The following is a 24,822-nucleotide window of genomic DNA, read 5'->3' on the forward strand; positions in this document are numbered from 1 at the left end:
CACGGACCTCGACCACGCCCTGCACTTCCAGCGCAATGATCGCCTCCCTCACCTGCGTGCGGCTCACGCCGAAACGCTCGGCCAGCGTGCGTTCGGAAGGCAGGCGGGCGCGCGGCCCGATATCGCCGGCCGCGATCAGGTCGTAGATCCGGTTCGCCAGCCCGACATACGAACGATCGCCCGCGTCCGTGTTGGCGAGACGGCCGGCTGGCGTGTGCGAAAGATCGGCCATCTGGAACTCTCGAGATCGTCAAGGACGCCGGGCGGCGCTCGAAGCTGGTCAAAATGGTACACCAATCCCTGTGCAACGCAGCATCGGCCGATCGCGGGCCAGCCTTACCCATCAAGCGTTTCAAGCCGAACGGCGCACGCTCGTAAACCACTATCGCGCGTGGATTGGTATGCCAGTACTGTCAGACGCGAACGCGCACGCGCGTGCCCCTCCTGACGCTTCGAGGGGCGCCTTTGAAAATGGTCCTGCTGCCAGTTCGATCGCGTCCCGCCTGGCAAATCCGCAAGATTCCGTGCTTCCCGCGCACCGTGTCGCCAATCCACGACGAGCCATGCGCGCCCGCAGTCGGTAGATTGAATCCAACAACAAGGAGACAACATGCGTCCAGGAATCCAGGTGCTCAGAGTGACGGCGAGCGCGGCATTGGCGTTATGCACGAGTGCGGCTTTCGCGCAGGCTTCGATCGTTTCCGGTCCATCCAGCGATCCCGCATGCATGGTTCCCTGGAAGAGCGACACGAAGTTCGTCAAGTATCCGAAGAAGAACGGCCCGTACCGCATCGCGCTCGTGAACGGCTATATCGCCAACACCTGGCGCATCCAGATGATCAAGACGGCCAAGGCCTACACGGCGCAACCGGCGGTCGCCGCGAAGCTCAAGGAATTCAAGGTCGTCTCGACCGGCGAGGACGTCCCGGCGCAGATCTCGGCCGTCAACAACTTCATCGATGCGGGCTACGACGCGATCATCGTCGATGCGCAGAATCCCTCCTCGTTCGGCCCGGCGATCCGCCGCGCGAAGAAAGCCGGCGTCGTGCTGATCGCGTTCGACAACACGCTCGACAGCGAAGACGCGATCAACGTCGACGTCGATCAGTACGGGCTCGGCGTGCTGTGGGCCAAGTGGCTCGCGACCCATGTGCCGAACGGCGGCAAGGTGCTGGAGGTGCGCGGCGTGGCGGGCACGTCGGTCGATACGGACCGGCACAACGGTTTCCTGAAAACGCTCGACGAAACCGGCAAGAAGTGGAACGTCGTGCAGGTCTACGGCAAATGGGACGACGGCGTCGCGCAGAAGGCCGCCGCGGACGCCATCGCGGTGCAGGGCCATTTCGACGGCATTTCGGCGCAGGGTGGCGACACCGGTGTCGTGCGCGCGATGATCGACGCGAAGCATCCGTTCGTGCCGTTCGGCGGCGAGACTGAAAACGGCTTTCGCAAGTTCTGCGCGCAGTACGGCAGCCAGGGCCTGAAATGCACGTCGGCGGGCAGCGGTCCCGCGCAGGTGGCCGTGGCGATCAAGACCGCGCTCTCGGCACTCGACGGTCAGACGATTCCCGTGGCGATCAAACTGCCCCTCGACATCACCGACGACGCGAAGCTGAAGGCGGGCGTCAACTACTTCCCGAACGAATCCGACAACTTCTTCGTCGGCAACTCGTTTCCGACCTGCGGCATCAACTTCTCCGCGCAGGAAATCATGAAGCAGAGCCAGGGCAACCAGTAAGCGGATGATGGCGGCGACGTGACGGGAGACGAAGCATGCGGGACGACGCAGAGCGGCCGTTCTTTCAGATGTCCGGAGTGTCGAAAAGCTACGGCGGCGCCGTCGCGCTGGATCACGCGGAGCTGGCGGTGCGCAGGGGACGCATCCACGCGGTCCTCGGCGAGAACGGCGCGGGCAAGTCCACGCTGCTGAAGGTGATGTCCGGCGTCGTGCAGCCGGACGAAGGCACGATGCACCTCGATGGCCGTGAAGTCTCGTTCGCGTCGCCCGCCGCGGCGAACGCGGCCGGCATCGTCTGCGTGTATCAGGAGCTGTCGCTGATCCCCGACCTGAGCGTGGCGGACAACATCTTCGCTGCGAATCCGCCGCGGCGCTTCGGCATGATCGATCGCCGGGTGCAGCGCCGCCAGGCCGAGGCCGCGCTTGCCCGCGCCGGCGCAGCCGATATCAATCCGCTCACGAAAGTCCGCGATCTGCCGCTGTCGCGCCAGCAGATGGTCGAGCTCGCGAAAGGACTGGCGCACGAGCCGCGCATCCTGATACTCGACGAAGCCACGTCGGCGCTGACCGCGGCCGACGTGGCGCGCGTCATCGACGTGCTCAAGCGCCTGCGCGACGAAGGGCTCGCGCTGCTCTTCATCTCGCACCGGATGCACGAGGTGAAAGCGCTCGCGGACGAATGCACCGTCTACCGGAACGGTCGCCACGTGATGAGCTTCGAGGCAGGCACGCGCTCCGACAACGAGGTCGTCGAGATGATGATCGGCCGCAAGTACCAGCATGTGTTTCCCGCCAAGCCCGCGAACGAGCCCGGCGAACGCAGCGCCGCCGAAGCGGTTCTCGCCTGCCGCGACCTCGCGTGGAACGACACGTTGCGCGGCGTCAGCTTTTCGGTGAGGCCCGGCGAAATCCTCGGGCTGGGCGGCCTCGACGGACAAGGCCAGCGCGAACTGCTGCTCGCGCTGTTCGGCGTGCTGCGCGGTTGCGCGGGGGTGATCGAGATCGACGGCAAGGCCGTGTCGATCGGGAGCCCCGTGGCCGCCCGCGCCAATCGCATCGGCATGGCGCTGATTCCGGAGGATCGCAAGACCGAAGGTCTGATGCTGCCGATGTCGGTGCGCGAGAACCTGTCGTTCGCCGCGCTCGATCGCATGTCCACCGCGGGCGTGATCGATCGCGACCGCCAGCAGTCGTTCGTCGACCGGATGATGGCGCTCCTCGCGATCAAGTCGTTCAGCACCGACGCGGCCGTGGGCTCGCTCTCGGGCGGCAACCAGCAGAAGGTCGTCATCGCGAAGTGGCTGGTCCGGCAGCCGCGCATCCTGCTTCTCTGCGACCCGACGCGCGGCATCGATGTCGGCACCAAGCAGGAGATCTATCAGTTGCTCAGGCGGCTCGCCGACGAGGGCGCAGCAATCGTGTTTTATTCGACCGACTACGACGAGCTGATCGGCTGCTGCGATCGCGTCCTCGTGCTGTACGAAGGCAGGATCAAGAAGGAGCTCGCCGGGGCGGCGATCACCGAGCAGAACCTCATCGCCAGTGCGCTCGACCTGCCCGTCGGACAGGTCGCGCTTTCCAAAGGAGTCGCGCCATGAGCGGATTGCGCTACTGGTACGCGGAAAATCGCGGGTCGGCGTTCGCATTCGCCCTGTTCGTGCTGATGTTCGCGATCTACCTCTTCAACTATCCGTCGACGTTGTCGGCGAATGTGTTTCAGACGGCGGCGAACAAGGCGGTACTGCTCGCGCTCGTGTCGATGGGCCAGGCGCTCGTCGTACTGACGGCGGGCATCGACCTGTCGATCGGGATGATGCTCGTGCTGACGAATTGCCTGGGATCGTGGATCGTCACGGGCGGCGCGCTGCACAGCGCGCTCGGCATTGCCGGCGTGCTCGCGGCGGGCGCGCTGTGCGGCGCGCTCAACGGCGTCATCATTATTTTCGGGCGCTTGCAGCCCATCGTGACGACGATCGCAACGGGTGCGGTGTACTACGGACTGGCGCTGCTGCTTCGCCCGGTTCCCGGCGGCGCCATCAACGAGGATCTCGCCGACGTACTGACCGGCAAGGTCGCCGGCGTCGTGCCGGCAAGCCTGTTGATTCTGCTCGCGGCCGTGGTGATCGTCTGGGTTCCCTTCAAGCGCTCCGCGATCGGGCGCGCGGCTTATGCAACCGGCTCGTCCGAACCCGCGGCCTTTCTCTCGGGCATGCCGATCCGCCGCGCGAAGTTCATGAGCTATACGCTCGCCGGCCTGCTCGCCGCGATCGGCGGCCTCTTTCTGACCTTCTTCACGGACACCGGCGAAGCCAGCCTCGGCAGCGCCAACTCGTACACGTTGTTTTCGATCGCCGCCGTGGTCATCGGCGGCGTGTCGCTGCTGGGCGGCAGGGGCAGCGCGATCGGCGCGGTCTTCGGCGCATTCGCGTTCCGCTCGATCGGCGACCTGCTGTTCGTGTTCAACGTCGATGCGCTGTGGCAGCCGCTCTTCCAGGGCGTGATTCTTCTGCTCGCCGTTTCGATCGGCGCGTGCGGGCTGTTCCGGGTGCGCAACCGCCTGGAGTGGTTCCAATGAGCGACGTTTCCGCGAACGGACGCACCACATTCGTGTCGAGGCTCGCGCGCCGGATCGACAAGCCGATCGTGATCGCGTTCGCGTGCATCGTCGCGCTGCTGCTGGTCGGCGGGATGTATTCGCGCAGCTTCATGTCGCCGGAGTACATCCTGCTGCAACTGAAGGTCGGCGCGTTTCTCGGCATCATCGCGACCGGACTGATGATGGTGATCCTGCTCGGCCACATCGATCTGTCGTTGCCGTGGACGATCACGGTCGGCGCGATGATGGCGTGCGCCGTCGCGGGGCACGGCGAACTGGGACGCGTCCTCGCGATTCCCGTCGGGATTGGTTGCGGCGTGCTGATCGGCGTCGTCAACGGCATTCTCGTCGCGCTCCTGCGCATTCCGTCCATGATCGCGACGCTCGCCACCAATGCAGTCGCGCAGGGCATCATGATCGTCTACACGGGGGGATCGTCGCCGCAGGATTCCGCGCCGGACGTGATGCGATGGCTCGCGGCGGGCTGGCTCGTGCCGGGCGTGCCGAATGCGGTCGCGCTGTGGGTCGTGATCGGCGGCGCGACGATGTTTCTGCTGTCGCGCACGACTTTTGGCCGCACGCTGTACGCGATCGGCAACACCGAACGCGCGGCATACCTTTCCGGCATCGATACGCGGCTCGTGACCGTGGCCGCTTTCGCCGTGTGCAGCGCGTTCGCGGCGTTCGGCGGTGTGCTGCTCGCGGGCTATGCGTCGAAGGCCGCGCAGTCGATGGGCGATGCCTACCTGTTGCCGGCCATCGCGGCGGTCGTGCTCGGCGGTACCTCGATTCTGGGCGGTCGCGGGTCGTACCTCGGCACCGTGGCTGGCGCGATCCTCATCACGCTGCTGCAGTCGATCCTATCGGTCGCGCAGATGCCGGAAGCGGGGCGTCAGATCATCTACGGCGTGGTGATCGCGGCGATGCTGCTGCTGTACGGGCGCAGCAAGCCGGAGGCGTAGGGCCGACGCATCGGTTCAAAAGAAGCGATCTGCGTTCGTTCTCCTGAGAGCGAGGATTATTAGCGAGGTCATTCCATCATGGCTGCCAGCAGATCCGTGCGTGCAATCACGGCGATCGTCATGTTTCTAGCGGCCATCATGCTCGGCGGCTGCGCCTCTCACGAAGCCTATCGCACCCAGGTCGTCAATCCCTGGCTCGACAGCCAGCAATGTCGCACCGATCGCGACGGCAAGACCGCGCCCGAATGCGCCGGACGCACGCCGGAAATCGTCGACGGAAAATACGAACTGCATTTCGTCGAGTTCGACGATCAGGGCTGGCTGCATCCTCAAACAGCCGCGTCGCCGGATGCCGCGCCCGATCAGTCGGCAATGCAAATCGATGCGCTGATGGACAACCTCAAGCAGTATCTCAAGGCAAGGACCGACGTCAAGGTGATCCTGTTCGTGCACGGCTGGAAGCACAACGCCGAGACGGACGACGACAACGTGATGAAGTTCCGCCGCCTGCTCGAACGCGCGGCGTCCGACGAGCTTTATCAGCAGAGCAAGCGTCAGGTCATAGGCATCTATATCGGATGGCGCGGCAAGCCCTGGCTGCTGCCCGATCCCGTGCTGAATCTCTCGTTCTGGAATCGCAAGGCCACGGCGTCGCGCGTATCGGCGGGCACCGTGCGTGAACTGTTCGCTCGCTTGCGCAGCATGCAGCGCTACTTCAATCTGGAGGCGCTCAAGGAAGGCCGGCGCCCCGCGATGCGCACGCTGATGATCGGCCACAGCTTCGGCGGGCTGATTCTGTACGCCGCCACGTCGGGTCCGTTGATCGAGACGCTCACCGAGGAAAGCGATCTCGCGGACCTGCCGCCCTTGCAGCAGAGCGCGTCGAACGAGCGCACCGCCGAGGCGGAACGTGTCGCGGACATGATCGTGCTCGTGAACCCGGCGTTCGAGGCGTCGCAGTTCGAGGCGCTCTATCGCGTGGCGAACCGGCAGCAGCATCGGTGCTACGTTGCGCCGATGTTCATGTCGATCACGTCCGCCACCGACGACGCCACCGGCATCGCCTTTCCCGCCGGCCGCTTCCTGAACACGCTGTTCGAGCGCCCCACTTCCTCCGACGCGCAGGCGACCGCCATCAAGCAGACGCCGGGTCATGACGACGGCTATATCACGCATCGGCTGCACGGACCGGCACAGGACGCATCGGCGGCGCACAGCCCCGTCTGCGAGGGCTGGACGTCGGGCGACAAGCTGCTCGGCATGACCAACGACGAACTCGCGAGGGCTGTGACGAACAACAAGCGGCTCGAAGTGGCGCAGTCGCAAGCCTTCATCGCGGGTCTGAATGCGCAACGGCCGGCTCCATCGACATGGCAACGCAAGTTCTGCGGCGGCGCCACGCTCGACGTCGAGGCGAAGGATGGCGTCGTCAACGCGCAGACGCTCGTCTGGAACGTCAAGGCGGACTCGAGCATCATCGACGGACACGGCGACGTGATGAACCCCGCATTGCTCGATTTCGTGCGCCAGATGTTCGGCGATACCGACCTGCCGGACGGCCCGGATCACGGCCGCAGCGCGTGCGACGAGCAATGAATCGACACATGACCGGAGGCCGGTCCGCGCCTTCCCGGTAACGCCCTGCTCCGTCGTCCCGACGCGCGCCTGCCGCGTCAGCGCGATCTCTTCGATCGCCATCTCCGACGATATCCGTCCGCTCGAGCCCTCGCTGCCTCATGCAGGGAAGTCATGCGCCCCATGAGATCTTTTCGATTGTCGTCGCGACCGGGCCGCATCGAGAATGATTCCACCGATGCCCGAGATCCGTGCGCACTGTCGACTCGTAGAGCCGACTGCGTCCGGGCTCAAACCAACCAGGAATGCGACGACCGATGAACCTTCGCGAATCCAGCAAGCACTTCGACGAACGCAATGCACGAGCGGCGAACGGCCGTGCGGGCGCACGCCTTCGAACCTGTGGCGAAGCGCTCGTCACGTTGCTCGAAACCTACGGCGTCGAGTACGTCTTCGGCATCCCGGGCGTGCACACCGTGGAGCTGTATCGCGGGCTTGCAGACTCGTCGATCCGGCACGTGACGCCTCGTCACGAACAGGGCGCGGGCTTCATGGCCGACGGATACGCGCGTGTCACGGGCAAACCCGGCGTGTGCTTCATCATCACCGGGCCGGGCATGACCAACATCGCGACCGCGATGGCGCAAGCCTATGCCGACTCCATTCCGATGCTCGTGATATCAAGCGTCAATGCACGTAGCCACCTCGGCAACGGAGACGGACGTCTTCATGAACTTCCTTCGCAGCGCGAAGTATTCGACGGGCTCGCCGCGTTCTCTCACACCTTGCTGGATGCCGCCGAGTTGCCTCAGGTGCTGGCGCGCGCGTTCGCCGTATTCGAGAGCGCGCGGCCGCGGCCCGTGCATATCGAGATTCCGCTCGATGTCATCGTGTCGCCGGCGAACGCGATGAAGGCTGCGCCCGCCGTGCACGCGGCGAAGCCCGCCGCCCATCCTGCCGCGCTCGCTTCTGCCGTGGACCTGCTCGCCGATGCCCGCCGCCCGCTGATTCTCGCCGGCGGCGGCGCGGCGCACGCCGCAGTCGAATTGCGCGAACTCGCCGCGCGGCTGCAAGCGCCCGTCGCGCTCACGACCAACGCGAAAGGACTTCTGCCGGGCGCGGACCCGCTTCTCATCGGCTCGACGCAATCGCTGCCGCCGACCCGCGCGATGATTCGCGAAGCCGACGTCGTGCTCGCGGTCGGAACCGAACTGGGCGAGACCGACTACGACGTGCTCTTCGATGGCGGCTTCGCCATCGCCGGAAAACTCATCCGCATCGATATCGATGCCCAGCAGGTCATGCGCAATGCCCGGCCGGACGTGGCTATCGTCGGCGATTCGCGCGAGACGCTGAGCGCACTGTCGACGAGACTGCACGAGCGAGAAGTGCTTCCCGCATCGCCGGACTGGGGCGCCGCGCGCGTGACGGCGGTGCGCGACGCCATCTTCGCCAACTGCGACGCCGCGATGCGATCGCAGAAGCGCCTGATCGACACGATCGTGCACGCGCTGCCCGGCGTCGTCATTGCAGGCGATTCGACGAGCCCGGTCTACGCGGGCAATTTCCTCCACGATGCGCCGGCCCCGCGCTCATGGTTCAACTCGTCGACCGGTTACGGCACGCTCGGATACGGGTTGCCTGCCGCGATCGGCGCGAAGCTCGCCGCGCGTGAGCGGCCCGTCGTGTGTCTGATCGGCGACGGCGGCCTTCAGTTCACGCTGCCGGAACTGGCGAGCGCGGTGGAAGCGCGCGTGCCCGTGATCGTGCTGCTCTGGAACAACTTCGGCTACGGCGAAATCCGCAAATATATGGACCAGCGCGATATCTCGCCCGTTGGCGTCGATATCTACACGCCCGACTTCATGGCGCTGGCGAGAGCCTTCGGATGCGAGGCCGCGAGCGTCGACGATCCACAGGCGCTCGACGCGCAATTGCGGCAGGCGGTATCGCGCGAGGTCCCGACCGTGATCGAGGTTCGCGAAGCCGACTGGTTTGCACGGGTGCCGTCATGAGCGCGCAGGCACGCCCGGTTTTCGACTTTCCGCTGCGCACGCGGCTCTTCATCGATGGCTGCTGGTGCTTGCCCGAGACGAGGCAGCGGCTGCCCGTCATCGATCCATCGACTGAGGAAACGATCGTCGAAGTGGAGGCCGGCGGCCCCGCCGATGTCGATTGCGCGGTGCGCGCGGCATCGCGTGCATTTCGCGCCTGGAAACAGACATCGGGCGTAGAGCGCGCCAGTTTTCTGCGGGCGATTGCGCGCGGCGTGGAGGCGCACGGCGAACAACTCGCCGCGCTTCAGTCGCTCAACAACGGCAAGCCGATAGCCGAATCGCGCATCGACGTCGGCGACGTGGTCGCGACCTTCGACTACTACGCGGGCCTCGCCGAAACGCTGGACGCAGCGGAAGAAGAGATCGCGATTTCGAGCAGCGATCACCGCGCCGTGATCCGTCGTGAACCGGCGGGCGTGGTCGGCCTGATCGTGCCGTGGAACTTTCCCATGGTCACGACCGCGTGGAAGCTCGCCCCCGCGCTCGCCGCGGGATGCACGGTCGTGCTGAAGCCCTCCGAATTCACGCCCTTGCCGGAGCTTGAACTGGCCGCGATCGTCGAGCGCGCGGGTCTGCCGCCGGGCGTATTCAACGTCGTGACGGGCACCGGCACGGAGGTCGGCGCGGCGCTCACGACGCATCCGCTCGTGTCGAAGGTGTCGTTCACCGGCAGCACGGCGGTCGGCGAGCAGGTCATGAAAGCGGCGGCGCAATCCATCAAGGGCGTGAGCCTCGAACTGGGCGGCAAGTCGTCGATCGTCGTTTTCGCGGACGCCGACCTGGATCTCGCCGTCGATCTCGTCACGGGCGGCGCATTCTTCAATGCCGGACAGATGTGCTCGGCCACGTCGCGGGTGCTCGTCCAGCGGCCGCTCGCGGAGGCGCTGATCGCGCGCCTCGCCGACCGGGTGGCGCGAACCGTCGTTGGCGATCCGTTCGGCTCCGGCGTGCAGATGGGGCCGCTCACGAACCGCGCGCAGTACGAACGCGTGCAGCGTTTCATCGCGCGAGGCAAGGCGGACGGCTCGAGTCTCGTGGTCGAGGGCTCGGCGCCGCAAGGGCCGGGCTATTTCGTGCAGCCGACGATGTTCGTCGACGTGCCCACGAACAGTGCGATCTGGCGCGAAGAGATCTTCGGACCCGTGATGTGCGTGCGCGCTTTCGATACGGAAGACGATGCGATCGCCGCGGCCAACGACACCGAGTTCGGGCTGGTCGCCACCGTCGTCACGCGCGACGCGGCGCGCGGCCAGCGGGTCGCCGGGGCGTTGCAGGCGGGCGTCGTCTGGATCAATGCACCGCAACTGATCTTTCCTCAGACTTCGTGGGGCGGCTACAAGAAGAGCAGCATCGGCCGCGAACTCGGGCCGTTCGGGCTCGCGGCTTTCCAGGAAATCAAGCAGGTTCTGAGCGCGACGGGTCCCGTCTGAAAGGCTTTTCGAAGCTAGGGTCTGTTCACCTATAAAACGGCCATGCGAACGCCCGAAATCGGCTGGAGTGCAAGGAGCGCGGCGCGCCGTTTGGCGCTCCCAAACAAGCGACGCGCGACGCCGCAATCCGGCCGATTTCGGGCGTTCCCCTGGAATGGATTTTTAGTTAGGGGTTGCCCCGTAAAGGGCCGCTCGCGGCGTCATGCTCCTTGCGAATACGCCCGGTATTCGCTTCGTCGCATTCCTTGCGAGCGGCCCTTTACGGGGCAACGCATGGCCGTTTTATAGGTGAACAGACCCTAGCCATGCGCTCGGCTCATGGCAACCATGCCGAGATTTCGATTGTTGCCGAAATTTGGCATCCCTAGAGTGTTCTCACCAACGCCGTTTCAGATCGACCGACCGCATCGACCGACTGCTGCACGCTCAGCGAGGAGATAACCATGCAGGACATCAAACGAGGCAGAAGGCAGGCCATCAAGACCATCGGCATGGCGCTCGCTGCATCGAGCCTGCCGATGCCGTTCATCAGCACGGCGCGGGCACAGGAAAAGAGCTTTGCCGGCAAGACGCTGCGCCTGCTTACCTGGTCCGACGACACGGGCGCGGCGGCTCTGCGCAACATCGCCGCGACCTTCAGTCAGAAGACCGGCGCGCAGGTCATCGCCGACCGCGCGGACGGCACCTCCGGCATGGTGGCGAAAGTGAAAGCGGCAGGCGAGAAGCCCACCTACGACGTGATCACGCTCGCAGGCGTGGGCGCGTCGGGTCTCGCGGATGCCGGCCTGCTGACGAAGCCCGATCTGAACCGGCTGCCCAACCTGAAGGATGTCGCCCCGCAGTACCAGACCGGCGCCAATGGCTTCGGCATCGGCTACCTGCTGTGGTCGGACGGGCTTATCTACAGCACGTCGTCGGTCAAGACGGCGCCGTTGAGCTACGAGGCGCTGTGGGATCCCAAGTATGCGGGCCGGATCTTCCTGCCGCCGCCGGAATGGGCCGAAGCGGTCGATCTCGCGATCATCGCGGCGAAGATGGCCGGCGGCTCGCAGCAGAACATCGAGCCCGGCTTCAAGAAGCTCGCTCAACTGAAGGACCGGGTGCTCACGCTCGGCGAGAATCCGAATCAGGTCGCCGACCTGTTTCGCACCGGATCGCTGGACATCGGCGGCATCTACTCCCCGGCGTTCTTCCCCAACCAGTTGCGCAAGCCCGAGTACAAGATGGCCGTCACGTACGGCATGAAGGAAGGCTTCGCGACCCAGTTGATGTTCACGGTCATCCCGAAGGCGCATCCGGGCGACATCGATCTGATCCACGCGTTCATCAACCATTCGCTCGATGCCGGCGTGCAAGGCCGCATGGCCGCCGACGTGCTGAACGGTCCGGTGAATTCGAAGGCGCTGATTCCCGCCGAAAGCCGTGCGTTCGTGCCGTCGGCCCAGCAGATCGCGCAGAACGCCGTGCTGCACGACGACAAGGCGCTGGCGGCGGTGCAGCCGGCGTGGATCAAGCGCTATACGGAACTCTTCTCGGCCTGAGCCCCATGTCCGCACTTCTTTTCCGCCGCAGGACGGCAGCGATGGCAGACGTCGCCCTCGGGCAGGCGCCGGCGCCCGCGCTGCCGAGGGTGCCGCCCTGGGTGCTGCTCGCGCCCATCTTGGCCTTTCTCGCCGTGCTCGTCGCAGCTTCGCTCGTGGTGCTGCGCATGAGCTTCGGCGTGTCGGGGAACGAGTGGCATGCGCTCACGCTGCGCAATTACGCGGACCTCGCCGATTCGTACTTCCTGCACTCGCTCTGGCTCACGCTGAAACTCGCGTTTCAAAGCATGGTCTGCGCGGTGCTGCTGGCGATTCCCGTGGCGCTTGCCATGGCGCGCACGGAGTCGCGGCTCGCACGCCGGCTGCTCCTCGCAGGCGTGCTTCTGCCGCTGCTCGTCAACCTGCTGCTGCAAGGCTATGGCTGGCTCGTCATGCTCGGACCGGCCGGCTTGCTCAATCATGCGCTGCTCGCCGCCGGCGTCGTGCAGCGCCCGGTGCAGTGGCTCTATCGCGAGAACGGCGTGCTGCTCGGCCTGATCCAGACCGCGTTTCCACTCGCCGTGCTGCCGCTCGCGAGCGCGATGCGCGCCATCTCGCGTGCTTACGAGGAAGCGGCCGCCACGCTCGGCGCGACCCGCTGGCAGACGCTCTGCCACATCGTTCTGCCGCTCGCGATGCCCGGCCTCGTTTCCGGCGCCCTGCTCGTCTTCGCCTACAACGCGAGCGCGTTTGCAGTCCCGCTGCTGCTCGGCGGACGGCGCGTGCCCATGCTCGCCGTGCTCGTGCACGATCAGGTGGCGCCGCTCCTGAACTGGCCGGCCGCGTCGGCATCCGGCGTGGTGCTGATGGCGGCGACGCTCGTCGTCATGTCGGTCTCTCAACGGCTCGTGCGCGGCATGCAACGCACGGAGGAATCCCGCTCATGAGTACCCTGCGCCTTGCCGCGGTCATGCCCGGACGTCTGGGCCGTGCAACCAGCCTGCTCGCGACGACCGTGCTGTTTCTCGCGGCCTTGCCGATCCTCACGATGATCACGATGTCGTTCGGCAATTCGGATACGCTCGAATTCCCGCCGCCGAGCTTCGGGCTGCGCTGGTATCAGGCCGCGTGGCACACCTTCGTGTCGCCCGACGCGAGCGACGTGCTCTCGATGGGAACCGCTTTGACGACGAGCCTCATCGTCGCGGTCTCGACGATGATCATCGCCACTGCGGTCTCGGTGCCCGCGGCCTACGCGCTCTCGCGCTACCGCTTTCGCGGCAAGGCCGTGATCGAACAGCTCGTCGCGCTGCCGCTCGTCTATCCGCTCGTGATGCTCGGGCTTTCGCTGCTGCTCGTGTTCAACGTGCTGCCCGTCGAACTCGGCCTGCTGCGGCTCATCATCGCGCACGTGATTCTCGTCCTGCCGTTCACCGTGAAGAACTGCGCGGCCTCGGTCGCCTCGATCGGCCCCGAGTTCGAGGAAGCCGCGTGCCTGATGGGCGCGAGCCCGCGCCGCGCCATCGTCGATGTGGTCCTGCCGCTCATGCGTCCGGGCATTCTCGCCGGCATGTTGTTCGCCTTCATCATCTCCTTCAACGAGTTCACGGTGACGTTCTTTCTATACGACATCAACACGATGACGCTGCCCGTCTGGCTGTACAGCCGCACCGTGTCGTCGCTCGATCCGACGGTGTTTTCGTTCGCGGTCGTCATCGTGCTCATCGACTTCGCCCTGATCTGGCTGCTCGAAAAGCTGGTTGGCGACGAAGGCGTCGCGCTTTAACGAGGGAACCCTCATGACTCATCTGACACTTCAGGCGGTGACGAAGCGCTTTCACACCGCGTACGCAGTCGATCACGTCGATCTCGCCGTGCCCGACGGCAAGCTGGTGTGCTTTCTCGGACCGTCCGGCTGCGGCAAGACGACACTGTTGCGAATCATCGCGGGCCTCGAAACGGCAACGTCCGGAACCGTGGCATTCGCCGGGCGCGATCTGACGAACGTGCCGGCGAACCAGCGCGATTTCGGCATGGTGTTCCAGTCGCTCGCGCTGTTTCCGCACATGACGGTGGCGCAGAACATCGCCTATCCGCTGCGGCTGCGCCGCGTCGCGAAAGACGCGCAGGCGGCGCGGGTCGCCGAGTTGCTCGAACTGATCCAGTTGCCGCACATGGCGGACCGTCCGGTCTCGCGGCTTTCCGGCGGACAGCGTCAGCGCGTGGCCATCGCCCGGGCGATCGCATCGTCGCCGAAGCTGCTGCTGCTCGACGAACCGCTCTCCGCGCTCGATGCGAAGCTGCGCGAAGCGATGCAGGTCGAAATCCGTCTGCTGCAACAACGCCTCGGCATCACGACGATCATGGTGACGCATGACCAGCGCGAGGCCATGACGATGGCCGACGAAATCGTCGTGATGGAAAAAGGACGCATCGCTCAGATCGGCAAGCCGCTCGATATCTATCGCAATCCCGTCAGCGAATTCGTCGCCGATTTCATCGGCCTCGGCAACATCCTGCCCGTCACGCTCGACGGCACGAACCGGATCGCGCTTCCAAACGGCCAGCAGATCACAGTCGATGGCGCGCCGCGCGCAGGCGGCGCAACCGATGATGTCCGCTTGCTGATTCGCCCCGAGGACGTATCGATGCGGGCGGTCACGGCCAATCCCGGACCCAACGTGCTGGCCGGAAAAGTGGCGTTCATCCGGGATGTCGGCTCGTCGCTCGAAGCCACCATCGACTGCGCCGGTTTCACGCTCACCGCGGCCACGACCCCGCGCGAAACACCGGATCTTCGGGTTGGCATGCCCATCTTCGCGGAATTGCCGCCGCACGCCTGCAAGCTCATCGCGGCACGTACCGCGCATTGATTCACGCCGACCAAACCATAGCCACAGGAGACACCCTATGAACACGACGACTTCCGTGCAGCGCTTCTTCAAGCGCGCGTCCATCACGCTCGCCTTCGCAGGCGTCGTGGGCCTCGGTGCATTTGCGCCGCTCGCGCAGGCCGATGCGCTCGACTCGATCAGCAAATCCGGCGTGGTGCGGATCGGCGTGTTCGAGGACTATCCGCCGTTCGGCTCGATCGGGCCGGACATGAAGCCGCAAGGCTACGACATCGACGTGTCCAGTCTGATCGGCAAGACCCTCAACGCGAAGGTCGAACTGATTCAGGTCACGGGCGACAACCGCATGGCGTACCTCGTCGACCATAAGGCCGACATGCTGCTCTCGGTCGGCAAGACGCCGGAGCGCGAAAAGGTGATCGACTTCTCGCAAGCCTATGCGCCGTACAACCTCGCCGTGTTCGGTCCGAAGTCGCTCGCCGTGAAGAACGCGGGCGATCTGGGCGGCAAGAGCATCGCGGTTGCGCGCGGCACGCTCGAAGACCTGAGCGTGAGCAAGGTCGCGCCATCGTCCGCGACCATCAAGCGATTCGATGACCCGAATGGCGCGATCTCCGCGTTTCTCGCGGGACAGACCCAATTGCTCGTGGTCGGTAACGACGTGGGCGCGACGATCATCGCCCGTCACCCGTCGATCGATCCCGAGCAGAAGTTTTCGCTCTTCAGCTCGCCCGATCACGTGGGCCTGAACAAGAACGAGCCGCGTCTGAAGCAGAAGGTGGACGAGGCCATCGCCGCCGCGAAGAAGGACGGCACGATGAACGCCATCTCGCAGAAGTGGCTGCGCGCGCCGCTGCCGGCCGATCTGTGATGCGCTTCGCCTTTTCGTTCGATCGCACGCCGAGGATGCTTCGATGACCTACACGTTCGATTTCAGCGACTTCGGCCTCTACGTGGACGTGCTCGCGCATGGCGTCGCGGTCACGCTCGGCCTCACCGCCGTATCGACGCTCCTGGGCGGTCTGGTCGGCATCGGCGGAGCGTGCATCGCCGTGGCGGGGCCGAAGCCGCTTCGTGCCGTCGTGGCCGCGTATGTCGAGCTCATTCGCAACACGCCGTTTCTCGTGCAGCTGTTCTTCGTGTTCTTCGGGCTGCCGAGCCTCGGCGTGCATATCGGCGAAATCGAGGCCGCCGTGCTCGCGATGACAGTGAACCTCGGTGCGTATGCGACGGAAATCGTCCGGGCGGGCATCGACTCGATTCCGCGCGGACAGGTCCAGGCCGCGATGGCGCTCGGCTTGCGAGGTCCGCACGTCTTTCGCCACGTCGTGTTGCCGCAGGCGCTCGCCAACGTATTTCCGGCTTTGCTCGGCCAGGTGCTGATCGTGATGCTCGGCTCCGCGGTGGTATCGCAGATTTCGGTGCCGGACCTGACGCATGCCGCCAGTTTCATTCAGTCGCGTAACTTCCGTTCGTTCGAATGTTACGTGATCGTCACGGCGATCTATCTGCTGCTGTCGATCGTGCTGCGCCTCCTGATCAACCGGCTCGGCAAGCGGCTGTTCGCGGGGCGCGCCGCTCGCGGCGTCACGATTGCGCCTCGACGCGGGTTGCGCGGCCTCTTCTCCGTGCGTGCAGCCGTGGTAGATCCCGGCCTTCCGAAGGAGCGTTCACGATGATCGAGTTCACGCTATGGGATATCGCGCGCAATCTGATGCTCGCCGCGCGCTGGACCGTTCTGCTTTCGTTGATCGCGTTCGCCGGCGGCGGCCTGACAGGGCTGGTGTTGCTCGCCATGCGCGTTTCGCCGTTGCCGTGGCTGCGCAGGTTCGTGGTGCTGTATGTCGAAGTGTTCCAGGGCACGCCGCTCCTGATGCAGCTCTTCCTCGGCTTCTTCGGCTTGCCGATGCTGGGCGTCGAGGTGTCGCCGTGGGCTGCGGCAACGGTCACGCTCACGCTGTATACGGGCGCCTATCTCTCCGACATCTGGCGAGGCTGCGTCGAAGCGGTGCCGCGCGGTCAATGGAGCGCGGCGGCGAGCCTCGGCATGACATGGATGCAGCAGTTGCGTTATGTCGTCTGGCCGCAGGCATGGAAGATCGCCGTGCCGCCTACCGTCGGCTTTCTCGTGCAGGTCGTGAAGAGCACGGCGCTCACGTCGATCATCGGGCTCACGGAACTGACCAAGACCGGGACCATGATCACGAACGCGGTGTTTCGCCCTTTCCCGATCTACGCCCTCGTCGCGCTGCTGTACTTCGCGATGTGCTTTCCGCTGACCTGGTATGCCCGTGCGCTCGAACGCCGGTATCGGATCGGCAGGCATCGCTGAAGTTCGACTCGATGTCCAACGTCCTTTCAAAACGGGTTTGCGCATGATTTCCATCGGTAACGTGTCGAAGTGGTACGGCCAGTTTCAGGTTCTGGCCGATTGCACCACCACGGTCAGTAAAGGCGAAGTGGTCGTGGTCTGCGGGCCGTCCGGGTCCGGCAAATCGACCCTCATCAAGACGGTCAACGGACTCGAGCCGTTCCAGAGCGGGAGCATTACGATCAACGGCGAGGCCGTCCACGACAAGCGGACCAACCTGTCGAAACTGCGCGCGAAGGTCGGGATGGTGTTTCAGCATTTCGAGCTGTTTCCGCATATGTCGATCACGGAAAACCTCACGCTCGCGCAGACGAAAGTGCTGGGTCGCTCGAAAGACGAAGCATCCGACAAGGCGCTGCGCCTGCTCCAGCGAGTCGGCCTGCGCGCGCACGCGGACAAGTATCCCGGACAGCTTTCCGGCGGCCAGCAGCAACGCGTGGCGATCGCGCGTGCGCTGTCGATGGACCCCGTCGCGATGCTGTTCGACGAACCGACTTCCGCCCTCGATCCGGAGATGATCAACGAGGTGCTGGATGTGATGGTCGAACTGGCCCAGGAAGGCATGACGATGATGTGCGTGACGCACGAGATGGGGTTCGCGAGGAAGGTCGCGCATCGGGTGATCTTCATGGATCACGGGCGCATCGTCGAAGACGACGCCAAGGATGCGTTCTTTGCGCATCCACGCTCCGAACGGGCGCAGGAATTCCTGGGCAAGATACTCCACTAACACGCCGTCACGTCGCGCCGGACTTGCTACTATAGTTCCGACTGACATGCCTTCCATGATCGGAGACACGCCCCATGCGACGACTTCCTCCGCTCAATGCGCTGCAGATCTTCGAGACGGTCGCGCGTCACCGCAGTTTCACGCGTGCGGCGGAGCATCTGTGCCTCACGCAAGGGGCGATCAGCAGACAGATTCTCACGCTGGAGGAATATTTCGGCTTTCCCCTCTTCAAACGGGGCGCAAGGGGGCTGACGCTGACGGCCGAAGGCGACGTGCTGCTGCCCGTCGTGAGAGAGGGTTTCGCGCGCATCGAGGAGGTATCGCTGCGTCTCACGCGCCAGCGCACCGATCTCGCGCTGAAAGTGCCGACCTGCGTGATGCGCTGGATGCTGCCGAGGATCATGCGCTTTCAGAGCGAGCATCCCGAACTGCAATTGCAGATCACGACGACCTGGCAGCACGACGTCGATTTTCAGATTGAATCGTTCGATGCGGCGATCATCTACGGCTCGTCGCCCGGCGCGGACGTGCACGCGGTGCCGCTCTTCAACGAGCAACTCACGCCCGTGTGCTCGCCCGATCTACTCAGCGAACGGCCGCTCGCCGCGGCGGCGGATCTGGCGCATCATGCGCTGCTGCATCCGACGCGCGATCATCGCGACTGGAAGCTGTGGCTCGATCGTGCGGGAGCGAGCGAGATCGACGCGACGCTCGGCCCGACATTCGAAACGCTCGATCTGGCGACGAACGCCGCGATGCAGGGCTTCGGGGTCGCGATCAGCGACCGCACGCTGGTCAGCGAAGACGTGGCGGCCCGGCGGCTCGTCATGCCGTTCGACACCGTGCTCGAGACGGGGTCGCGTTACTACTTCGTCTATCCGGATTGCGTCGCGAATCAGCCGAAGGTCAAGCTCTTCAGCGAATGGATCACGCGCAACCGGGATGCTGCTTTGGCTATCGGGTAACTTCGCGGATAAAGTGCGCGACGCGTGACGCCACGCACCCATGCCGCAGAGGACGAGCGCGACTTAAGGCCCAATCGGCCTCAGTCGATGCGATACACCCATTCGAGAGGATCGGCGAGCCTGCCGCGCTGGATGCCGGTCAGTTGCGTGCGCATGCGTTGCGTCACCGGTCCTTCTCCCCCGTCCCCAATCTTAAATTCTCCGGCGGCATGGCGAACCTCACCGACCGCAGTGACGACAGCAGCGGTCCCGCAAGCGAATACCTCCCGGACACGGCCGCTCGCGGCATCCGCACGCCATGCATCGAATGCATAAGGCGTTTCGTTGACCACGATGCCTTCACGCCTCGCAAGCTCGATGATCGACGCCCTGGTGATGCCCGGCAGAATCGTGCCGGACAGCGGCGGCGTCGTCAGCGAGCCATCGTCCATGACGAAGAAGAGATTCATCCCGCCCATCTCTTCGATCCATTTGTGCTCGGCGGCATCGAGAAAAACGACCTGGTCGCAACCCTTGGCCGCCGCCTCGGTCTGCGCGATCAGGCTGGCGGCATAGTTTCCGCCGCATTTGGCCGAGCCCGTTCCACCCGGCGCCGCGCGAGTGTATTGGTCGGACACCCAGACGGTCACCGACGACTTGCCTGCCTTGAAGTACGGACCTACCGGGCAGGCGATGACGCAGAACACGTACTCGTGAGACGCGCGCACACCGAGGAAGCTCTCGGACGCGAACATGAACGGACGCAGATAGAGGCTGCTGTCGCCACCGGGCACCCAGTCCCGGTCTACCTTGACGAGCGATTCCACCGCATCGACGAAGAGCGCTTCCGGGAGATCGGCCATGGCAAGACGCGCGGCCGACGCACGAAAGCGCCTGGCATTCTCGAACGGGCGGAACAGCGAGATCGAGCCGTCTTCGCCGCGGTACGCTTTCATGCCTTCGAAAATTTCCTGCGCATAGTGCAACACCGCGCAAGCGGGATCGATCTGAAACGGCCGGCGAGGCTCGACCTTGGCATCGTGCCAGCCAAGCGTGTTGGTCCAGCGCATCGTTGCCATGTGATCGGTGAACACCTTACCGAACACGGGGTTTGAAATGCTCGCGACGATCTCATCGTGCGGAGTCGGCGTTGCGCTCGGGGAAACGACAAACTGTGTAGGCATAGCGGTTTTCATACTTTCATGCGACCAATGATGGGACGGGTCCCACCAGACTCGCGAGGGATTGAAATGGAAGGAGAGCGAACGCGGAGGCGTTCGTCTCCCGGAACTGGCGTTTTCGAAGGCATGTCTTCTTCGGACCGCATCGTTGCATCCGGCGCACGTCGTCAGTGTTGCACGCCGGTCGTATCCGCGACCTTGCCTTGCCGCGACAAGGCGACGAGTGCGTCGTCGGACACGGAAGCTTCCTGATCGGCGAGCGCCTTGAAGCGAACGAACGCGGCATTCAGTTCGGCTTCGCTGTCGATCTCGATTCCCAGCTCCTGCAAGCGCTGCCTGAATGCGTTTCGACCCGACAGTTTGCCGAGCACGATCCTGTTCGCGCTCCAGCCTACGTCTTCCGCGCGCATGATTTCGTAAGTGTCGCGCGCTTTCAGCACGCCGTCCTGGTGGATGCCCGATGCATGCGCGAACGCATTGGCGCCGACGACTGCCTTGTTAGGTTGCACCGTGAACCCTGTGATCTCCGAAACCAGCCGCGAGGCTTCGACGATCTGAGTGGTGTCCACGCGCATATCGAGGCCGAATACATCCCGTCGCGTCCTGACTGCCATCACGACTTCCTCGAGCGCCGTATTGCCGGCTCGCTCGCCAAGGCCGTTGATCGCACATTCGATCTGCCTGGCCCCGCCCGACTTGACGGCCGCGAGCGAGTTGGCCACGGCCAGGCCGAGATCATCGTGACAATGGACCGAAAAGACCGCCCGGTCGGAATTGGGAATGCGTTCGCGAAGTTCGCGGATCAACGCAGCGTAGCCATCCGGAACGGCATAGCCGACCGTATCGGGGACGTTGATGGTAGTCGCCCCTTCGTCGATCACGCCTTCGATCACGCGACAGAGAAAGTCGAAGTCGGAGCGGCTCGCGTCTTCCGGCGAGAACTCGACGTCATCGGTATGACCGCGCGCGAGACGCACTGCGCGCCGCGCCTGTTCATAGACCTGATCGGGCGACATGCGCAGCTTCTTTTCCATGTGCAGCGCGGATGTGGCGACGAAGGTATGAATGCGGAACCGGCTGGCCGGCTTCAGCGCCTCGGCGGCGCGCGAAATGTCACGTTCGTTCGCCCGCGCCAGAGAACAGACGATGCTGTCCTTGACCTCGCCGGCGATTGCCCGAATCGCCTCGAAGTCGCCTTCGGAACTCGCGGCGAACCCTGCTTCGATCACGTCGACGCGCATGCGCTCGAGTTGCCGGGCGATGCGCAGTTTTTCGTCTTTGGTCATCGAGGCACCCGGCGACTGTTCTCCATCGCGCAAGGTGGTGTCGAAAATGATGAGTCGGTCTGACATGCCAGTCTCCTGTGGGGAACGGCAATTGCGTTGATCAGGGAATGGGGGGTAACCCTTCCTGCCTGTCGTGACGCTGGATCACAGCGCCTGACCGCGCGATTATAGCTAACGATGCCGCGGGCAAATCTAGGGTCAACCCGCATCGACCGGTTCGCGCATCGCGCGTTCGAGACGAATGGGCGCCGCATAGCCGATACCGAGCGCCGATCCCGCTGAATGCTCCTGCACATGGATGATGCGTCCGCGTTTACTATACGTTGACATGCACATATGATGATGAATCGAAATGCAATGGCAAGCATCACATCGACTTCAAACGAAACGAACGCGAGATGGCATCGACAAAAGAGCGAGTAGAAAACATCGACGGAACCTGCACCTGTCTCGCGGCACGTCAGGCCGCGCGATATCTCACGGCAGCATACGATCAGGCTCTAAGCCCGTCGAACCTCCGGTCGACCCAATTCTCGATCCTGTACAGGCTCGCCCGCAATGGACCGCTTACCATCGGCGAGCTCGCGGAGTCGATGGCGATGGACCGCACCACCCTATCGGCAAACCTGAAGCCGCTCGATCGCGATGGGCTGCTCGAAATGGTGCCTGGAGAAGATCGGCGCGTCAGAAAGGTGGTTATCACGAACGCGGGTTTATCGCGTTATCGGATGGCGTTTCCGCTGTGGCAAGCGGTTCAGCGGGAGTTCGAAGACAGCTTCGGACAAAAGCGCGCCGAGGCATTGCGCAGTTCGTTGCGCAGTGTGCTGCAAAGCGGTTTCAGTCCGTGGTCGGAGGGCGAAGCGGCGTCGTCAGGTGAGTAGTCAGCGCCCGCGGCACGATATCGGCCAATGCAATTGCAGTCCGGCCGCGGACTTTCGTGGTGCCTTCAAAACCTGTGCCGTACACCAGCGGTCGTCGCAATCTGATATCGCGAGTTCGTGCCGCTCGGTCCGCCGACATTCACGATCGCGGCAGTCAGGGCGCCGTTCAACGCCTTCTGATACACGACAGCACCGTAGACATCCGTGCGCTTGCTTAGCGAGTAGATCAGACCGGCGTTGAATTGCAGCCAGTGCGGATGCGGCCCGTCGCTGATATTGGCGATCGAGGACGCGCCTCCGACGTCGCCTATGCTGTATATCGCCGCGATGCCCGCTACCAGCGCCGGCGTGAAGCGGTATCGCGCGTTGGCCTCGTAGTTGGACATCGAAAAGCTCGTGTGATCTGCATAGCTCAAGTGCGCGTACGTATAGGCGCCGCCCAGCGTGAACGCGCCGAACGCATAGGCAGCGCCCACCGCGGTCACTTCATGCGATGTCACCGGCCGCGTATAAAAGATGGCCGTGGGATTCGAATAGTCCCCGACCACCGCGCCCGATGTATTGCTGCCATCCGTTCCGCCCGCCGACGGGTTGCTCAGATGAAAATGTCCGACACCGAACGAGAATGCATCGTGCGTATAGCTGCCGCCGACACTCCAGGCGCGATTGTTCGCGAAGCCCGTCCCGCCCGGCCCCGCGGCCTGATTGCTGAACGCGTACAGGCCGCCCAGCGTGATGCCCCACAGCGTCGCGCTTTGATACTTGACCGCGTTGTTGATGCGAAACGTGGTGTAGAGATTGTCGATATCGCCGACATGCGCGCCGTATTGCGTGCCCCACTGCCGCGCGGACACGAACGGGCCTACGAAGTCCACGACGGATTCGTATTGACGCCCGAAGGTGACCGTGCCCAGTTGCTTGTTGCCGAGGCCGACATAGGCCTGGCGTCCGAAGAGACGCGAGCCTTGCAGCATCGTGCCGTTCGCGACGCTGAAGCCGTTCTCCAGCACGAAGACCGCGGTGTTCCCGCCGCCCAGTTCCTCGACGCCGCGCAAGCCCCAGCGCGATGGCACACCGACGCCGCTCGTCTCCTGAATCTTGCGTCCGCCGATAGCGCCGGCCTTCGGCGCGACGTTGTTGGCGTAGCTGATGCCCGCGTCGACGAGTCCGTAGAGCGTGACGTTGCTTTGAGCGAACGCGGTCATCGGCGTCAGCACGACGAGTGCGCCCGCCAGCCGCATGGTCTTTTTCATTCCGATCTCCATTGATTCGTATATCTAATTATTTTTCATCGAGTCGTTCCTTCGAAGAACGACCTTGCCGATGAATCAGGCGGGTTCGTGTCCGCGCGTCGCGGCGCGCATGTTCCGTCTGCGGGCGGCTATCGGCACGCCGGCAATGAGCACGATCGCGGCAAGCGACTGAACCACGGCGGCGGTCACGAATCCGCTCGTATAGCTGCCGGACACGTCGCGTACATAGCCCGTGAGCCAGGGCGTCAGGAAGCCAGCGAGATTCGCGACCGAGCTGATGAACGGCACGCCGAGCGCCATTGCGTTGCCGTGCAGGTAGCGTCCCGGAATCTGCCAGAACAGCGAGATGCCCGCGCCCGTGCCGGCGAGTCCGAGCACCAGCGTGGCGAACGTGACCGACCGGCTGCTATGCCACACGAAAACGAGCACCAGCAGACTCGCGACGCTGATGAGCGACGCGATCGCGCAATGTCCCCGGACATCACGGTAACGGCTGGCGAACGTCGAGAGCGCGATGTTGCCGAGCGCGCCGAGCACGCAGATCGCCGCGATCGCATTGCCGATCGCGCTGTAGCCGCCGAAGCCCGCTTCGTGAAGGATCGTCGGAATGAAAAAACTGAGCGCCGAGTTCGCCGTCAGAATGCAGAAGTACGCGGCGGACAACATCCAGACGAGCGGATTCGCGAGCAACGAGCCGGCGCGATCGGTAGCCGGAGGCGCGTCGCCACGATCGCGTTCGAGATCGGCCTGCACGAGACGCCGTTGCTGCGGCGACAGCCAGCGCGCGCTGCCAGGCCCATCCGTCAGCACGGCGAACGCGATGCATCCCATCAGCACCGTGGGCACCGCCTGGAGCAGGAACATCCATCGCCATCCGGCGATGCTGAAAAGACCGCTCATGTGCTCCAGCACGAAGCCGCCGGTCAGGCCGACCGCCACGGTCGAACAGATCGCCGCCGAATGGAAGATGCTGAAGTTGCGCGTGCGCCGCTTCGACGGGAACCACTGGTTCATGTACAGAATCACGCCCGGATAGAAGCCCGCCTCGAAGGCGCCGAGCAAAAAACGCAGCACATAGAACGTGGCCGTGTTGTGAACGAACATCATCGCGACGCTGGTCACGCCCCAGCCCAGCGCAATCGCCGATATGGTCGTGCGCGCGCCGACGCGTTGCTGGATCATCGAACTCGGCACGCCGAACACCACGTAGCCGAGAAAGAACAAACCCGCGCCGAGGCCGTACACGGTTTCACTGAAGTGCAGGTCCGACAGCATCTGCAGCTTGGCGAAGGCTACGTTCGCGCGATCGACCCACGCGAGCAGCCATAGAACGAAGAGAATGGGCATGATGCGCCATTCCGTCGCGCGATAGGCATCGCGCAAAGCCCGGTCCGCATCCTTGCCGGCGAGCGGCGCGTCTGTTTCGAATACCGCGTTCATCGATTT

The 24,822-nt window shown here is 64.3% G+C and carries 22 protein-coding genes and 1 pseudogene; 17 read left to right on the forward strand and 6 right to left on the reverse strand.

Annotated elements, in window-relative coordinates:
- On the reverse strand, window positions 1–232 hold a 232-nt coding region (locus PQR08_RS25855), incomplete at its 3' end, for a FadR/GntR family transcriptional regulator (protein WP_408162810.1).
- 378 nt (window positions 233–610) lie between these two features.
- Between PQR08_RS25855 and PQR08_RS25860 the strand changes: the two genes are divergently transcribed.
- From PQR08_RS25860 to PQR08_RS25935, 16 genes are all read left to right on the forward strand, one after another.
- Entirely contained in the window at window positions 611–1,738 is a 1,128-nt protein-coding gene (locus PQR08_RS25860; protein WP_187603266.1) for a sugar ABC transporter substrate-binding protein, read from the forward strand.
- A gap of 35 nt (window positions 1,739–1,773) precedes the next feature.
- Window positions 1,774–3,336 carry a sugar ABC transporter ATP-binding protein gene (locus tag PQR08_RS25865; RefSeq protein ID WP_250487670.1) on the forward strand — a complete coding sequence of 521 codons (1,563 nt, stop codon included), beginning with the start codon at window positions 1,774–1,776 and terminating at the stop codon, window positions 3,334–3,336.
- A complete protein-coding gene (locus PQR08_RS25870) occupies window positions 3,333–4,313 on the forward strand; it encodes an ABC transporter permease (RefSeq protein WP_250487669.1) in 981 nt (326 codons plus the stop codon). Before PQR08_RS25865 ends, PQR08_RS25870 begins: the two co-directional genes overlap by 4 nt.
- On the forward strand, window positions 4,310–5,296 hold the full coding sequence (locus PQR08_RS25875; RefSeq protein WP_238213053.1) for an ABC transporter permease: 987 nt from the start codon (window positions 4,310–4,312) through the stop codon (window positions 5,294–5,296). Before PQR08_RS25870 ends, PQR08_RS25875 begins: the two co-directional genes overlap by 4 nt.
- Window positions 5,297–5,374: 78 nt before the next feature.
- Window positions 5,375–6,892: a hypothetical protein gene (locus tag PQR08_RS25880; RefSeq protein ID WP_250487668.1), complete on the forward strand. Its 1,518-nt coding sequence runs from the start codon at window positions 5,375–5,377 to the stop codon at window positions 6,890–6,892.
- A gap of 296 nt (window positions 6,893–7,188) precedes the next feature.
- Entirely contained in the window at window positions 7,189–8,886 is a 1,698-nt protein-coding gene (locus PQR08_RS25885; RefSeq protein ID WP_250487667.1) for a 5-guanidino-2-oxopentanoate decarboxylase, read from the forward strand.
- Window positions 8,883–10,358, forward strand: coding sequence for an aldehyde dehydrogenase family protein (locus PQR08_RS25890; protein ID WP_250487666.1), 1,476 nt, complete (start codon window positions 8,883–8,885; stop codon window positions 10,356–10,358). Before PQR08_RS25885 ends, PQR08_RS25890 begins: the two co-directional genes overlap by 4 nt.
- A gap of 443 nt (window positions 10,359–10,801) precedes the next feature.
- Entirely contained in the window at window positions 10,802–11,899 is a 1,098-nt protein-coding gene (locus PQR08_RS25895; protein WP_250487665.1) for an ABC transporter substrate-binding protein, read from the forward strand.
- Between the two features lie 5 nt (window positions 11,900–11,904).
- Window positions 11,905–12,825 carry an ABC transporter permease gene (locus tag PQR08_RS25900; protein ID WP_408162814.1) on the forward strand — a complete coding sequence of 307 codons (921 nt, stop codon included), beginning with the start codon at window positions 11,905–11,907 and terminating at the stop codon, window positions 12,823–12,825.
- Window positions 12,822–13,664 carry an ABC transporter permease gene (locus PQR08_RS25905; protein WP_250487663.1) on the forward strand — a complete coding sequence of 281 codons (843 nt, stop codon included), beginning with the start codon at window positions 12,822–12,824 and terminating at the stop codon, window positions 13,662–13,664. The genes PQR08_RS25900 and PQR08_RS25905 overlap by 4 nt, the downstream gene beginning before the upstream one ends.
- A 13-nt stretch (window positions 13,665–13,677) precedes the next feature.
- On the forward strand, window positions 13,678–14,751 hold the full coding sequence (locus PQR08_RS25910; RefSeq protein ID WP_238287383.1) for an ABC transporter ATP-binding protein: 1,074 nt from the start codon (window positions 13,678–13,680) through the stop codon (window positions 14,749–14,751).
- 37 nt (window positions 14,752–14,788) lie between these two features.
- Window positions 14,789–15,601, forward strand: a complete 813-nt coding sequence (locus PQR08_RS25915) for a transporter substrate-binding domain-containing protein (protein WP_238213044.1) — start codon at window positions 14,789–14,791, stop codon at window positions 15,599–15,601.
- A 43-nt stretch (window positions 15,602–15,644) separates the two neighbouring features.
- Entirely contained in the window at window positions 15,645–16,409 is a 765-nt protein-coding gene (locus PQR08_RS25920) for an amino acid ABC transporter permease (protein ID WP_250487662.1), read from the forward strand.
- Complete coding sequence (locus PQR08_RS25925; RefSeq protein WP_238213042.1) at window positions 16,406–17,062, forward strand: amino acid ABC transporter permease; 657 nt, start codon at window positions 16,406–16,408, stop codon at window positions 17,060–17,062. Before PQR08_RS25920 ends, PQR08_RS25925 begins: the two co-directional genes overlap by 4 nt.
- A gap of 43 nt (window positions 17,063–17,105) precedes the next feature.
- Window positions 17,106–17,831 carry an amino acid ABC transporter ATP-binding protein gene (locus PQR08_RS25930; protein WP_035498350.1) on the forward strand — a complete coding sequence of 242 codons (726 nt, stop codon included), beginning with the start codon at window positions 17,106–17,108 and terminating at the stop codon, window positions 17,829–17,831.
- A 74-nt stretch (window positions 17,832–17,905) separates the two neighbouring features.
- Window positions 17,906–18,796: a LysR substrate-binding domain-containing protein gene (locus tag PQR08_RS25935; protein ID WP_238213041.1), complete on the forward strand. Its 891-nt coding sequence runs from the start codon at window positions 17,906–17,908 to the stop codon at window positions 18,794–18,796.
- 80 nt (window positions 18,797–18,876) lie between these two features.
- Here PQR08_RS25935 and PQR08_RS25940 read toward each other — a convergent pair whose 3' ends face one another.
- The 3 genes and pseudogenes from PQR08_RS25940 to PQR08_RS25950 all read right to left on the reverse strand — a co-directional run bounded on the left by PQR08_RS25940 (window position 18,877) and on the right by PQR08_RS25950 (window position 21,572).
- Window positions 18,877–19,971, reverse strand: coding sequence for a branched-chain amino acid aminotransferase (locus tag PQR08_RS25940; RefSeq protein WP_250487661.1), 1,095 nt, complete (start codon window positions 19,969–19,971; stop codon window positions 18,877–18,879).
- Window positions 19,972–20,159: 188 nt separating this feature from the next.
- Window positions 20,160–21,308: pseudogene (locus PQR08_RS25945) on the reverse strand (2-isopropylmalate synthase); the annotation flags it as partial.
- 132 nt (window positions 21,309–21,440) lie between these two features.
- Complete coding sequence (locus tag PQR08_RS25950; protein WP_284509265.1) at window positions 21,441–21,572, reverse strand: hypothetical protein; 132 nt, start codon at window positions 21,570–21,572, stop codon at window positions 21,441–21,443.
- 68 nt (window positions 21,573–21,640) lie between these two features.
- On the opposite strand from PQR08_RS25950, the gene PQR08_RS25955 reads away from it, so the two are divergent.
- The gene (locus PQR08_RS25955; RefSeq protein ID WP_250487660.1) at window positions 21,641–22,123 is read left to right on the forward strand and encodes a MarR family winged helix-turn-helix transcriptional regulator; all 483 of its coding nucleotides are present in this window, start codon (window positions 21,641–21,643) and stop codon (window positions 22,121–22,123) included.
- Window positions 22,124–22,188: 65 nt separating this feature from the next.
- Here PQR08_RS25955 and PQR08_RS25960 read toward each other — a convergent pair whose 3' ends face one another.
- Window positions 22,189–23,376 (reverse strand): porin, encoded by a 1,188-nt coding sequence (locus PQR08_RS25960; protein WP_250487659.1) that lies wholly within the window; start codon window positions 23,374–23,376, stop codon window positions 22,189–22,191.
- A 75-nt stretch (window positions 23,377–23,451) separates the two neighbouring features.
- Complete coding sequence (locus PQR08_RS25965) at window positions 23,452–24,816, reverse strand: MFS transporter (protein WP_250487658.1); 1,365 nt, start codon at window positions 24,814–24,816, stop codon at window positions 23,452–23,454.
- Window positions 24,817–24,822 lie beyond the last annotated feature (6 nt).

Source organism: Caballeronia jiangsuensis, assembly GCF_046030135.1.
Lineage (GTDB): Bacteria > Pseudomonadota > Gammaproteobacteria > Burkholderiales > Burkholderiaceae > Caballeronia > Caballeronia jiangsuensis.

Bases quoted from the DNA above. Each gene is read 5' to 3' on its own strand.
- PQR08_RS25860 (WP_187603266.1), top strand. From the start codon at position 611: ATGCGTCCAGGAATCCAGGTGCTCAGAGTGACGGCGAGCGCGGCATTG.
- PQR08_RS25865 (WP_250487670.1), top strand. From the start codon at position 1,774: ATGCGGGACGACGCAGAGCGGCCGTTCTTTCAGATGTCCGGAGTGTCG.
- PQR08_RS25870 (WP_250487669.1), top strand. From the start codon at position 3,333: ATGAGCGGATTGCGCTACTGGTACGCGGAAAATCGCGGGTCGGCGTTC.
- PQR08_RS25875 (WP_238213053.1), top strand. From the start codon at position 4,310: ATGAGCGACGTTTCCGCGAACGGACGCACCACATTCGTGTCGAGGCTC.
- PQR08_RS25880 (WP_250487668.1), top strand. From the start codon at position 5,375: ATGGCTGCCAGCAGATCCGTGCGTGCAATCACGGCGATCGTCATGTTT.
- PQR08_RS25885 (WP_250487667.1), top strand. From the start codon at position 7,189: ATGAACCTTCGCGAATCCAGCAAGCACTTCGACGAACGCAATGCACGA.
- PQR08_RS25890 (WP_250487666.1), top strand. From the start codon at position 8,883: ATGAGCGCGCAGGCACGCCCGGTTTTCGACTTTCCGCTGCGCACGCGG.
- PQR08_RS25895 (WP_250487665.1), top strand. From the start codon at position 10,802: ATGCAGGACATCAAACGAGGCAGAAGGCAGGCCATCAAGACCATCGGC.
- PQR08_RS25900 (WP_408162814.1), top strand. From the start codon at position 11,905: ATGTCCGCACTTCTTTTCCGCCGCAGGACGGCAGCGATGGCAGACGTC.
- PQR08_RS25905 (WP_250487663.1), top strand. From the start codon at position 12,822: ATGAGTACCCTGCGCCTTGCCGCGGTCATGCCCGGACGTCTGGGCCGT.
- PQR08_RS25910 (WP_238287383.1), top strand. From the start codon at position 13,678: ATGACTCATCTGACACTTCAGGCGGTGACGAAGCGCTTTCACACCGCG.
- PQR08_RS25915 (WP_238213044.1), top strand. From the start codon at position 14,789: ATGAACACGACGACTTCCGTGCAGCGCTTCTTCAAGCGCGCGTCCATC.
- PQR08_RS25920 (WP_250487662.1), top strand. From the start codon at position 15,645: ATGACCTACACGTTCGATTTCAGCGACTTCGGCCTCTACGTGGACGTG.
- PQR08_RS25925 (WP_238213042.1), top strand. From the start codon at position 16,406: ATGATCGAGTTCACGCTATGGGATATCGCGCGCAATCTGATGCTCGCC.
- PQR08_RS25930 (WP_035498350.1), top strand. From the start codon at position 17,106: ATGATTTCCATCGGTAACGTGTCGAAGTGGTACGGCCAGTTTCAGGTT.
- PQR08_RS25935 (WP_238213041.1), top strand. From the start codon at position 17,906: ATGCGACGACTTCCTCCGCTCAATGCGCTGCAGATCTTCGAGACGGTC.
- PQR08_RS25940 (WP_250487661.1), bottom strand. From the start codon at position 19,971: ATGAAAACCGCTATGCCTACACAGTTTGTCGTTTCCCCGAGCGCAACG.
- PQR08_RS25950 (WP_284509265.1), bottom strand. From the start codon at position 21,572: ATGTCAACGTATAGTAAACGCGGACGCATCATCCATGTGCAGGAGCAT.
- PQR08_RS25955 (WP_250487660.1), top strand. From the start codon at position 21,641: ATGGCATCGACAAAAGAGCGAGTAGAAAACATCGACGGAACCTGCACC.
- PQR08_RS25960 (WP_250487659.1), bottom strand. From the start codon at position 23,376: ATGAAAAAGACCATGCGGCTGGCGGGCGCACTCGTCGTGCTGACGCCG.
- PQR08_RS25965 (WP_250487658.1), bottom strand. From the start codon at position 24,816: ATGAACGCGGTATTCGAAACAGACGCGCCGCTCGCCGGCAAGGATGCG.